Origin of the sequence: Methylobacterium sp. Leaf456, from assembly GCF_001425465.1 — a bacterium.
In the GTDB taxonomy this organism is placed as follows: Bacteria; Pseudomonadota; Alphaproteobacteria; order Rhizobiales; family Beijerinckiaceae; genus Methylobacterium.
On record NZ_LMQV01000003.1, the window covers coordinates 165,331 to 177,650 of the forward strand.

The window sequence follows — 12,320 nt, forward strand, 5'->3', positions numbered from 1 at the left end:
CTTGAACGCCCGCGCGGTTTCGGACGATGGTCGGGCGAGGACGCATCAGACGTCCATCGATTCTGTGGGGCCGGCATCATGATCAACAAAGGTTTCGTGTCCGATCTTCTTGTGGGCAATTCGGTTGCCGAATTGCCCATGTCTTAATCATCCCGTGTTCGCCCGGTGACCGGGCGCACCCCCGCGCAGACGCTTTCGCTCTAGCACCCGAGACGTGTTGATGAGAGGCGCCTGTCCGAACGGGACGTGATCGGCCGTGAGAGTTTTCGACGATATCCTGGCGCCGGCGCCCGGCCCGTCCTATGGCGGGCTGTTCTCCACGCGCGTCTACGAGGCCGAATCGGGCGGCACGATCCGCCTCGAGGACGCCGCCCTGCTGTTCCGCGGCGAGTTCGCCCGCGTCGGCGCCGACCTCGTCGTCAGTGACGCGTTCCACCGCGTCGTGATCCAGGATTACTTCCGGGTCGAGACGCGCCCGCGGCTGGAGGCGCCCAACGGCGCCGCGCTGAGCGAGACCGCGATCGAGGCGCTGAGCCTGCACCCGCACGGGGAGCAGGTCGCGCAGGCCGGCGCGCCCCAGGCCAACGATCCGGTCGGCCGCGTCCAGACCCTGACCGGCACGGCAAACGTCATCCGCAACGGCACCAGCGTGACGCTTCAGGTCGGCGACCTCGTCTACAAGAACGACGCGCTCCAGACCGGCCGCGATTCCGCGCTCGCCGTCTCCTTCCTCGACGGCACCCTGTTCAGCCTCGCCTCCGACGCCCGGATGGTGGTGAACGGCATGGTCTACGCCGAGGGCGGGTCGGGCAACTCAGCGCTGTTCGACCTCGTCCAGGGCACGATCTCGTTCGTGGCCGGCAAGGTCGCCAAGACCGGCGACATGAAGGTCGGCACGCCGGTCGCCACCATGGGCATCCGCGGCACCGCGGTCCACATCCAGATCGAGGCCGATGGCGGCAACACCCGCTTCTCGGTGATGACCGAGCCTGACGGCACGGTGGGCCGCTTCGACGTCTACGACCGCAACGATCCCACGAAGCTCCTGTTCACGGTCTCCGACCCGAACGTCGCGACCGTCGTCATCCCCGAGGACGGGCGCGAGCCGCGGGTCGAGACCGCGCAGAAGACGCCGACTGAACTCGCCAAGGAGAACGGCCTCGTCCAGTCGCTGTTCAAGACCATCGCGGAGGCGCCGCGCCTGCCCGTGGTCCCTGGGCCGGGCGGCGGGCCGGGCTCGGGCGTGCCGCCGAACGTCTTTCCCGGCGGCCCCGATGGTGGCGGTCCGGACTCGACCGGCCCGCGCCTGCCCCCCGACACGCTCCAGCCGCCGGGCCCGGTGACGCCTGCACCCGGCGGCAACGACACGCCCCGCGACGACGGCCCCGGCGTGCCGCCGACGGAGCCCGACCGCGACGCGCCGCCGCTCGCGGTCGCGCCCCAGACCGTGCCGGTGGTGCAGGACGCCGCCCTCGTCACCACCGATCCGGCCCGCGGCCTGCTCGGCACCGGTGCGGTGACGGGATCGGCCGCGCTCAGCGTGCTCGCCGCCCGTGCCGGCACGGTGCTGGGCGGGGCCGAAACGGCGCTCTCCGACGGCAGCGTGACGCTCCGCGGCAGCTACGGCGACCTCGTGCTGCACGCCGACGGCACCTATGCCTACACCGCCGACCGTGCCGCCTTCCTCGCCGAGGGCCGGGTCGGCACCGACGCCTTCAGCGTGACGCTCGGCGGCCCGAACGGGGCGCTCCTGCACACGGTCTTCACGATCGACGTGACCGGCCTCAACGACGCCCCGACGGTCGCGCGGGCCGTCACGCTCGCCGAGAGCCGGGCGGGCGAGGCCCGGACGATGAGCGCGGCCGACCTCTGCGCGGGCGCCGCCGACATCGACGGCGACAGCCTCGGGGTGACCGACCTCGCGGTGGCGAGCGGCGGCGGCCGGATCGTCGATCTCGGCGAGGGGCGCTTCCGCTACGAGCCCGGCTCACCGTCGCACGGCACCGTGACGCTGAGCTACCGCGTCAGCGACGGCCATGGCGGCTCCTGCCTCCAGACCGCGACCTTCGACCTGATCGAGACCGAGGCCGCGCCGGTCCTGACCCTGCCGGGCGAGGGCGCGAGCTACCGCGAGGACGGCGCTCCGACCCGGCTCGCCGAAGGACTGACGATCCGCGACGCCGACGGCGCGAGCTTGAGCCGCGCCACCGTGCGGATCGCCGAGCATTTCCAGAAGGGCGCCGACGCGCTCGCCGTGGACCTGCCCGAGGGCAGCCCGATCCGTGCCCATTACGACGCCCGCACTGGGGTTCTGACCCTGTCCGGCGAGGCGAGCCTGTCGGATTACCGGAAGATCCTGGCCTCCCTCACCTACGCCAACGGGAGCGACGCGCCGTCCGAGGCGCCGCGCACGGTCTCGATCGTGGTGGTCGATACCGACGGGCTGGCGAGCGCGCCGGTCCTGCGCGACGTCGCGGTGATCGCGACGCCCGACGCGCCGGAGGCGCGCGACGACAACGCCTTCGTCGAGGTGGGCAACGCGGTCACGGTCGCGGTGCTGGCCAACGATGCGGACCCCGACGGCGGCGCGGTGCGCATCGACGGCCTCGGCGAGCCCGGCCACGGCAGCGTCGTGCTCAACCGCGACGGCACGATCACCTACACGCCCAAACCCGGCTTCACCGGCCCCGACAGCTTCACCTACACGATCCGCAACGCCGACGGCCTGACGGCGCAGGCCACCGTCGACGTGATCGTCGGGCGGGCCGGCCACCAGACGGTCGGCGGCGACGTGTTTCTCCAGGGCGCCTACATGGAGATCGGTGTCGCCGAGCACGGCTCGCTCGGTTCGGAATCTGATGCGCCGGAAGGCTTCCACCCGCAGGCGGGCGGCTCCAAGCAATTGTCCTTCGTCATCGACGACGACGGCTGGGACACCGGCCAGGAGACCACCTCCAACGACGTGACGATCCCCGGCACGCCGGAGGACGCCATCGTCATCGCGCACGACGGCAAGAGCTTCGCCAACTCCGAGCGCACCGGCACGATCGGATTCGAGGCCACCACCACGGACACGTCGAGCGGCGGGCGGCTCCAGGCGACGACGATCGGGACGACATCCGACGGCCTCAAGATAACACAGGTGATCGACCTCGATCCGAACGCCACCTACTTCCGCACCACGGTCACGCTGACGAACACCACCGACGCGACGATGACGGACGCCCGCTTCCTGCGCAGCTTCGACCCCGACCAGGACGCGATCCGCTACGGTGATTTCGCCACGGACAACGACGTGCTGGCCAACCCCACGGCCAAGGGCGGCGTCGCGGTGGTGCAGGCCTACGGCACCCAGTCCGGCGTGTCGGTCAACCTCATCGCCTTCGATGGGGCGGCGCGCGCCTCGAGCGACGGCTTCTATAATCACGACGCCTACCTGCCGAACGTCTACGATACGCCGAAGGACCCGGACGGCGCACATATCGACACCGGCATCTCGCTCAACATCCGATTCGGCGACCTGCGCCCCGGTGAGAGCGCCACCCACACCTTCTACACCTCGCTCAACGGCAGCCAGGGCGCCAACGACCTCGTGGTCGGGTCGTCGCGGCCTGAGACGCTGGACGGGCGCGGCGGCGACGACATCCTCCTCGGGCTCGGCGGCGGCGACACGTTGACCGGCGGCACCGGAAGCGACACCTTCGTGTTCGACACCGCGGCCTTCGGCAGGACCACGATCACCGACTTCACCGCGGGCGCCGACACCCTCGAATTCGACCGTTCGGTGTTTTCCAGCGCCGAGGCGGTGCTGGGGCGGGCGGTGCAGTCGGGCGACGACGTCACCATCGCCTACGACCGGACGCACGTGCTGACGCTGAAGAACCTGCTGCTGGACCACCTCCAGGCCAGCGACATCCATATCCTGTGAGGGGTCGGCCGAACGTGACGACGAGCCGGTCATGACCTCCCACCCTCCCCCTCATCCTGAGGTGCCGCGCAGCGGCCTCGAAGGAGGGCTCCAGAAGTCGCGCGCCTTCTGGAGCCCTCCTTCGAGGCTGCGCTTCGCTGCGCACCTCAGGATGAGGGCGCGGGAGGGAAAGCCTGTCTTCCCCGTTGCGAAGCGGGCCTGAGCACCGCCCTTGCCACTCCCCCGCCCCTTCCGCCGCGCCGCCGCGCCGGTTCCACGCCCCCAAACCACCAAAAGAATCGGCCTCGACCGGGCGCTCGCCCTCCTCGTGCTCCTCGCCCTGGTGGCCGTGCGGGTCTGGGACCCGGCGCCGGTCGAGACCCTGCGGCTGCGCACCTTCGACGCGCTGCAGGCTCTCTATCCCCGCCCCGTGACGCTGCGGCCGGTCACCATCGTGGACATCGACGAGGACAGCATCCGCGCCTACGGGCAATGGCCCTGGGCCCGCACCCGCGTCGCCGAGATGGTGCGGCGGCTGACCGAGGCCGGCGCCGCGGTGATCGCCTTCGACATGGTATTTCCCGAGCCCGATCGGCTCTCGCCGGCCCGCGTCGCCGAGAGCCTCGACGGGCTCGACGCGAGCGCCCGCGACGCGCTGGCGCGCCTGCCCGACAACGACGTGGTGCTGGCCGAGGCGATCCGGGCCGGTCGGGTGATTTTGGGGCAATCGGCCTTGGAGCAGGCGTCCATGGAGGCGCCCGACCTGCCGCGCACGGGCTTCGCCACGCTGGGGCCCGACCCTGGCGCCCATCTCGCGCGCTTTCCCGGCCTGCTGCACAACATCCCCGAACTGGAGCGGGCCGCCGCGGGGCGGGGCCTGTTCACCATCGTGCCTGAGCGCGACGGCATCGTCCGGCGGGTGCCGCTCGCAGTCGAGGCCGGCGGGCGGCTGGTGCCGGGGCTGGGGCTCGAAATCCTGCGGGTGCTCACCGGCGCCGGCACTGTGCTGCTTCGCGCCGACGCCGCCGGGGCGCAGGCGCTGGCGCTGCCGGGCTTCGAGATCCCCACCGACGCCACGGCTAGCGTCTGGCTCCACTTCTCGGGCCGCGACCCCGCCCGCTCCCTCCCGGCCCGCACCGTCCTCGACGGCAGCCTCGATCCCGAGCGCGTGGCGCAGAAGATCGTGCTGGTCGGCACCTCGGCGCTCGGTCTTCTCGACAACAAGACCACGCCGGTCGAGCGGGTGATGCCCGGCGTCGAGGTGCAGGCGCAGCTCCTCGAGAGCGTGCTGTCGCGGACCACCCTCTCCTATCCGAACGATGCCATCGTCGCGGAGATCGCGCTGACGCTGGGCGTCGGCCTGATCGTCGTCGTGTGCGCGCCGCTGTTCGGCGCCGTGCGGCTACTGCTGCTCGGGGCCGTCATCGCCCTGTTCCTGGCCGCGACGGCGTGGTTCCGCTTCAAGGAACTCGGCATCCTGCTCGACGCCACCTTCCCGCTGGGGGCGAGCCTCACGGTCTACGCGGTGCTGGTCTTCACCAACTACACCCGCGAGCAGACCGGGCGGCAGCGCATCCGCGCGGCCTTCGGCCAGTACCTCTCGCCGGCGCTCGTCGAGCAGCTCGCCGCTCATCCCGAGACCCTGCGGCTCGGCGGCGAGGAGCGGCCGCTCACCATCATGTTCTCGGACGTGCGCGGCTTCACCGGCATCGCCGAGTTCTACCGCGACGATCCGGCGGGGCTCACTGCGCTGATGAACCGGTTCCTGTCGCCGCTCACCGACGCGATCATCGAGCGCCGCGGCACCATCGACAAGTATATGGGCGACGCCATCATGGCGTTCTGGAACGCGCCGCTGGACGATGCCGACCAGGAGGCCAACGCCTGCCATGCGGCGCTCGCCATGATCGCCCGGATGGAGGCGCTCAATGCCCTGCGCAAGGCGGAGGCCGAGGCCGGCGGCCATCCGGTTCTGCCGATCGACATCGGCATCGGCCTCAACACCGGCCGCTGCGTCGTCGGCAACATGGGCTCGAACTTGCGCTTCGACTACTCGGTGCTGGGCGACCCCGTGAACGTCGCCTCGCGGCTGGAGGGGCAGTCCAAGGCCTACCGGGTCAAGACGATCCTGGGTGCGGCCACCGCGGCGGCGGTGGCCGACCGCTTCGCGGTTCTGGAGATCGACCTCGTCCGGGTGAAGGGGAAGAGCGAGGCCGAGGCGATCTCGACGCTGGTCGGCGATGCGACCGTCCGCGATTCCCTCGCCTTCCGCCGGCTCGCGGCGCGGCACGCCGAGATGCTCGTCGCCTATCGCCGCCGCGACTGGGCCAGCGCCCGCGGCCGCGTCAGCACCTGCCGCTCCGAGGGCGCGGCCTTCGGCCTGTCCGGCCTCTACGACCTCTATCTGGAGCGCGTCGCCGCCTTCGAGTGCGTCCCGCCCCCGGCCGACTGGTCGGGGGTGCATGTCGCGCTCACCAAGTAGCCGCCTCCCGCTCAGTGCGCGGAGAGCGAGGCGCCCGGCTTGTCGTGCCGGCCGAAGCGCTCGACCAGGGTGGCGCTGGCCTCGTCGAGGCCGACCACCTCGACCGCGCGGCCCTGGCGGCGGGCCTTCTCGACGACGCGGTCGAGGGCGCCCACCGCCGAGATGTCCCAGAAATGCGCGGCGTGCAGGTCGATGACGAGGCGTTCCGCCGGTTCGCGGGCATCGAGCGCCTCGGCAAAGGCGCCGGCCGAGGCGAAGAACACCTGACCGCTCACCCGAACGGTGCGGGTGCGCCCATCCTCTGACAGCTCGGAGGCCACGCGAACCATCCGCGAGACTTTTCCCGCAAAAAACACCCCCGACAGCAGCACGCCGACGAGGACGCCGATGGCAAGATCCTTCGTGGCGACGACGACCGCGACGGTGGCGAGCATCACCACCGAGGACGGCAGCGGGTTGGTGCGCAGTTCCAGAAGCGAGCGCCACGAGAAGGTGTTGAGCGAGACCATGATCATCACCGCCGTCAGCGCCGCCACCGGCACGACGGCGAGGAGATCCTGCAACGCCACCAGCAGCACCAGCAGCGCCGCGCCCGCCACCAGCGTCGAGAGCCGGCCGCGGGCCCCCGACGAGACGTTGATGACCGACTGCCCGATCATGGCGCAGCCGCCCATGCCGCCGAACACGGCCGAACTCATGTTCGCGACCCCCTGGCCGACGCATTCGCGGTTCTTCGAGCTGCCGGTGTCGGTCATGTCGTCGACGATCTGCGCGGTGAGCAGGCTCTCCAGTAGGCCCACCGCGGCGAGCGTCGCCGCATAGGGCAGGACGATCCGCAGTGTCTCGAAGGTCAGCGGCACGTCGGGGAGCGCGAAGGACGGCAGCGTCGTCGGCAGCGCCCCGAGATGGGCGACGGTCCGCACGTCGAGCCCGAGCCAGGCGGTGAGCGCGGTCAGCGCTGCGATGGCGATCAGCGGCGAGGGCACCGCGCGGGTGAGGCGGGGAAAGCCGTAGATGATGGCGAGCCCGAGCGCGATCAGCCCGTAGGTGGCCGGCGTGACCCCCGTGAGTTCGGGCAATTGCGCCAAGAAAATCAGGATCGCCAGGGCGTTGACGAAGCCGGTCATCACCGAGCGCGAGACGAAGCGCATGAGGCGCCCGAGGCGCATCAGCCCGGCGGCGATCTGGATCACGCCCATCAGGATGGTGGCGGCGAACAGGTACTGCACCCCGTGATCGCGCACGAGATCGACCATGACCACGGCGGTCGCGGCGGTGGCCGCCGAGATCATGGCGGGCCGCCCGCCCGCGAACGCGATGACGATGGCGATGACGACGGAGGCGTAGAGCCCGACCTTGGGATCGACCCCGGCGATGACCGAGAAGCCGATGGCTTCCGGGATCAGCGCCAGCGCGACGACGAGGCCCGACAGCGTGTCGGCCCAGGGCGAGCCGAGCCACGCACGGGCGGCGTTTTTGACGGAGGACATCTTTTGAAATTTCCGCAAGGACGCAGGCCCGCGCAGGAGGCGGGGCGATGGGGGCGTCTCGAATGCGTGATCCGGCGGATCGGCGGCCGGAAGAGCCACCCGGGCTTGCACCGGGTCCAGGCGAATGCCCTCGCTCCTACAATGTGGGGTGATGCGGCGCAACACGGCAGAACGGCCCCGCCATGGGCGGGGCCGTTGCCGGTCTTCGTCGGGAAGGCGCCGCCGGCTCGGACGACGGCACGGGGCTCAGGCGGTGAGCCGGCGCGGGGCGGTCTCGACCCGAGCGGACGGGCCGACCCAGCGCGGCAGGGCGGGGCCGGCGAGGCGGACTTCCAGCGAGACCGGGCCGTCGCACGCGGCGAAGAGCGAGGCCGGCAGCAGAGCCGCGCCGTCGGTCCAGCGCCAGGACGCTCCGTTGCCGTCGCCGTCCACCGCGTGGAAGCCGGCCTCCAGACGCGGATCGTCGACCGCGATCGGGGTGCCGTCGATCGAGAGCCCGGCCACCGGCAGGCCCAGCCGCCGGTCGTCCGAAGTTCCCGCGATCACGTGGGCGGGGACGCTCGTCTCCGAGACGAGGCGCACGTCGCGGGCCTCGGCCGGCAGCGTGAAGCGGGCGCTCAGACCCTCGACCTCGGGGAGGATCGCGGCGCCGTCGGCGACGAGGTGCAGCCCGGCCAGCGGCGACGCGTCGAGGCGCCAGCCCAGCGCCCGCGCCCGCGTCTCCAACCGTGCCCGCACCGCCTCGACCTCCGGGCCGTCCTCGTGGAACGGGCGGCAGAACGGCTGCGGACCTTCCGGCCAAGCGTCCGGCACGGCGTGCAGGCGCGTGACCGCGGCGTTGGCAAAGGCATCGCGGTTGCCGCATTCGAGGTAGCTCTCGGCGGGCAGGCCTTCGGCGAGCAGGATGTCGTGGCTGTCGAGTTCGACGTGCCAGTAGCTCACGCTCTCGACCTCGACCTGCGCGACGGTGGTGCCGTTGACGAGGCGAATCGCCGGGATCAGCACCTCGCCGCCCTCCTCGACGCAGATCGCGTGGGCCGGGGAGACGAGGAGGTCGCGGCTCGGGCGGCCGGGGCCGAAGGCGTTCGCGGCGATCCGCACCGGCATGACGAGGCTCGGCTGCGGATGGCGGCGGCACTCGAACGTGCGGTGGCCGAGCCACTGGATCGGCCGCATCGCGCCGGAGCCGGTGACGACGAAGTCGCCGACCGCGAGGCTCTCCACCGCCCGCTCGCCGAGCGCCGTGCGGATGCGCGTGCCGGCGGCGAAGCAGACCACGACCACCGTGCCGCCGTTGCCGTCGTCCCGCGCCTCGTAAGCCGTCGAGGTCGGATTTTCGAGGGTGAAGCTCTGGCTGAAGTTGCTGCCGCCGCGCAGGCCCGTCACGGTCAGCAGGCTGCTGGTGCTGTTGAAGCTGACGCTGGCATTGGTCAGCCCGGCGAGGTCGAGTTCGCTGCTGCCGTTGAAGTTCGCGATGGTGTTGCCGAAGGTGACGCCGTTGACCTGCGCCGCCGTGTCGAGGGTGAGGCGGGCCGTGGCATTGCCCGTCAGCGTCGAGAAGGTGATGTCGCCCGTGCCGGCCGCGCTCGTGTTGCCGAGCACGAGGTTGCCGCCGGACAGCGTGGTGCCGCCCGCATAGGTGTTGGCGCCGGTGAGCGTCCAGGTGCCGCCGCCGGTCTTGATCAGGGCGCCGCTGTTCGTCTCGGTGTTCTGGTCGATGATGGTGCCGCTGACGACGCCGTTGCCGGCACCGCCGAGGGTGAGCTCGAAGGAATCGGCAGCACCCGTGTTCTGGCTCGCGCGGATCGCGACGCCGCCCGGGGTACCCGCGGCGCCGGTGAGCGTGACGGTCGTGCCCGCGACGTCGTTGACGATCGCGTTGCCCTCGTCCTCGACGCTGACCGTGCCGGTATAGGTGGTGTCGACCGAGCGGTTGAACTCGATGACGCCGCCGTCGTCGACGCGAATGTTGCCCGCGATCCCGCCGGCGGTCCCGCCGTTGCCGATCTGCAGCGTCAGCGGCCCGATGGTGAAGCTCGGCTGGTCGGTCCCGACCGTCGTGTCGCTGATGTTGAGCGAATCGACGACGGTCAGCCGGTAGTTGATCGGGTTGGCCGGTGCCCCCGTCGCCGGGTAGTTGGCCGGCGTGCCGCCGCGGAAGCGCAGCGTTCCGGCCGTCGTGGGCGAATTGAGGTTGGGAAACTGGCCGCTGGTGAGCGTGATGTCGTTCTGCAGGTAAATGCTGTCGTTGGCCGGCGTGCCGTTGGCCGTATTGGTCTCACTGACGATGTCGGCGCCGGTCGTCGCGAAGTAATTGGCCATTTTCGACCCTCTTTTGGTTATGAATCTCCCGCTCGGTCTGTCTTCGGCGTGGCGGCCGACACGATGGGCGCTGTTTGTCAGGACAGGGCGCCGTTTCGGTAATGAGACTGACTTCGCTCCCGATCTCTGGGGCCGGGTGCCTGCACGAGTCGAGGGAGGTGCACGTCCAAAGACGGTCATGACTCCGTCATTTCACCGTTTTACACATTATTAACTAATAATAGTGTTTTATATGCAACATAGCTTTGCCATTTTGTTGATTATGACAGTGATGAATAGGAAAAGTCGTTGGGATTATCCGGCAAAGCGCTTTGGCTTTCTTGCCCGGCCCTCGGATGCGATGTCCGGCACACGAATCGTTGGTCCGAGCACGAGCCGGCTCGGTGATGGAGGCTCGAATCAGATGTCGGATCGGCCGTCGCCGCGTCAGCGCAAAAAGCTTACCGCCACCGGCACCAGCACGGCGGTCAGGAACGCGTTCAGCCCCATGGCGATGCCGGCGAACGTGCCGGCGACCTCGCTGACCTGAAACGCGCGGGCCGTGCCGAGCCCGTGGGCGGCGAGGCCCGCCGCGAAGCCGCGGGCGCGCATGTCCTCGACGCGCAGCAGGCGCATCAGCGGCGTGACGATGACGGCGCCGGCCATGCCGGTCAGCATCACCAGCACGGCGGCCAGCGTCGGGTCGCCGCCGAGCGCCTCGACGATGCCCATGGCCACACCCGTGGTCACGGATTTCGGGGCCATGGCGAGCATCACGTCGAAGGGGATGCCGGCGAGCTTCGCGAAGACCAGTGCCGAGCCCATGGCGGTGAGGCAGCCGACGACGAGCGCCGCGCCCATCGGCAGGAGGGCGCGCATCACCGTCTCGCGGCGCTCGTAGAGCGGCACGGCGAGCGCCACGGTGGCGGGGCCGAGCAGGAAGTGGACGAACTGCGCGCCCTGGAAGTAGGTCGGATAGGGCGTGCCGGTGGCGAGCAGCACCAGCGCGATCATCCACACCGCGTGGATCACCGGGTTGGCGATGGGGTGACGCCCAGCGGCCTGGAAGAACCGGTCGGCGACCGCGTAGGCCAGCAGCGTCACGGTCAGCCACAGCAGCGGCGTGCGGCTGAGATAGACCCAGAGGGCGAAGTCGCCGGTCATGGCCGCTCAGCGCCCCGCCGGGCCATCAGCCGCGAGACCGCGACGAAGGTCAGCACGGTCGCGGCCAGCGTCAGCGTCACCGAGAGGCACAGCACGATGGCGAGCGCGATCCCGTGGCTCGCCAGCACGTCGAGCCGGCCGACGATGCCGACGGCGGCCGGTACGAACATGATCGAGAGATGGGCCAGCAGCCCCTTGGCCGTGGTCTCCACCCCGCCATCGACCAGCGGCGGCGGCAGGAAGCGGGTGGAGGCCGGGCGCCAGCGGTCGCGCAGCGCCAGGAAGGCGAGGAACAGGGCCATGCCGATCACCGGCCCCGGCACCGGCAGGCCGACGGCGCGGGCGAGAGCCTCGCCCAGGAGCTGCGCCAGCAGGATCGCGGTGAGGCTGACGATCATCGGGGCGCTCAGGCGAGGGGTGTGGCGCCGCCCTGGGCCCGGCGCCGGGCGGCGTGGATGCCGGCCTCGTCGAACCCCAACAGCTTGCCGAGCCGCCAGACCAGCGCGTCCTCGAATTCGTGGACCGCCCCGTCGGCGCCCGCGACCGACCACGCCATGGCGAGCAGCTTCTCGCGCTGCTCCGGCGCGCCGTCCTCGCCGATCCGCTCGACCAGGCTCGCGAGGTCGCGGGTCTGGGTGTCGAAGGCGGCGGCGCGCTCGATCAGGGCCGCGGCCTCCGCATCGGTCCCGGCGTAGCGCCCGCGCACCAGCCGGACCAGCCGCTCGGACTCAGTCGTGTCGAGCACCCCGTCGGCGCGGGCGACGTGGACGAGCAGCGCGGTCGCGGCGAGGTGCTCCTCGCTGCCGTCGGGCAGCGGTTCGGCCTCCGGCGGCAGGCCGAAGGCGGCGGAGGCGTAGGCGAAGAGGCGGGACAGCAGGGCCATGGCGGGAACGCTCGTAACCCATCCGGGCGCGGGGTGGGAGAGTCGCGGCGCATATCCATTCCAAGTGCGCCGATCCCGCCCTGCGGTCGAGAT

7 protein-coding genes and 1 other annotated feature are annotated in these 12,320 nt (G+C 70.9%); of the genes, 2 read left to right on the forward strand and 5 right to left on the reverse strand.

Going from position 1 to position 12,320, the window contains the following annotated elements:
- The first annotated feature begins 256 nt into the window (after positions 1-256).
- Positions 257-3,928, forward strand: a complete 3,672-nt coding sequence (locus tag ASG52_RS05010; protein WP_056239917.1) for a cadherin-like domain-containing protein — start codon at positions 257-259, stop codon at positions 3,926-3,928.
- A 211-nt stretch (positions 3,929-4,139) separates the two neighbouring features.
- Positions 4,140-6,389, forward strand: a complete 2,250-nt coding sequence (locus tag ASG52_RS05015; protein ID WP_056239920.1) for a CHASE2 domain-containing protein — start codon at positions 4,140-4,142, stop codon at positions 6,387-6,389.
- Between the two features lie 11 nt (positions 6,390-6,400).
- On the opposite strand, the gene ASG52_RS05020 is transcribed toward ASG52_RS05015, so the two are convergent.
- The 5 genes from ASG52_RS05020 to ASG52_RS05040 form a co-directional block, all read right to left on the reverse strand.
- On the reverse strand, positions 6,401-7,879 hold the full coding sequence (locus ASG52_RS05020; protein WP_056239922.1) for a SulP family inorganic anion transporter: 1,479 nt from the start codon (positions 7,877-7,879) through the stop codon (positions 6,401-6,403).
- A 65-nt stretch (positions 7,880-7,944) separates the two neighbouring features.
- Positions 7,945-8,000: a sequence feature (sul1 is cis-regulatory element that is thought to sense ions involved in sulfur or methionine metabolism; They are found in Alphaproteobacteria), on the reverse strand.
- A gap of 125 nt (positions 8,001-8,125) precedes the next feature.
- A complete protein-coding gene (locus ASG52_RS05025; RefSeq protein WP_056239925.1) occupies positions 8,126-10,201 on the reverse strand; it encodes a Hint domain-containing protein in 2,076 nt (691 codons plus the stop codon).
- Positions 10,202-10,627: 426 nt separating this feature from the next.
- Positions 10,628-11,344 (reverse strand): LrgB family protein, encoded by a 717-nt coding sequence (locus ASG52_RS05030; protein WP_056239929.1) that lies wholly within the window; start codon positions 11,342-11,344, stop codon positions 10,628-10,630.
- Positions 11,341-11,742, reverse strand: a complete 402-nt coding sequence (locus ASG52_RS05035) for a CidA/LrgA family protein (protein ID WP_056239932.1) — start codon at positions 11,740-11,742, stop codon at positions 11,341-11,343. The genes ASG52_RS05030 and ASG52_RS05035 overlap by 4 nt, the downstream gene beginning before the upstream one ends.
- Before the next feature lie 8 nt (positions 11,743-11,750).
- Positions 11,751-12,227, reverse strand: a complete 477-nt coding sequence (locus ASG52_RS05040; protein WP_056239935.1) for a tellurite resistance TerB family protein — start codon at positions 12,225-12,227, stop codon at positions 11,751-11,753.
- Between the last annotated feature and the right edge of the window lie 93 nt (positions 12,228-12,320).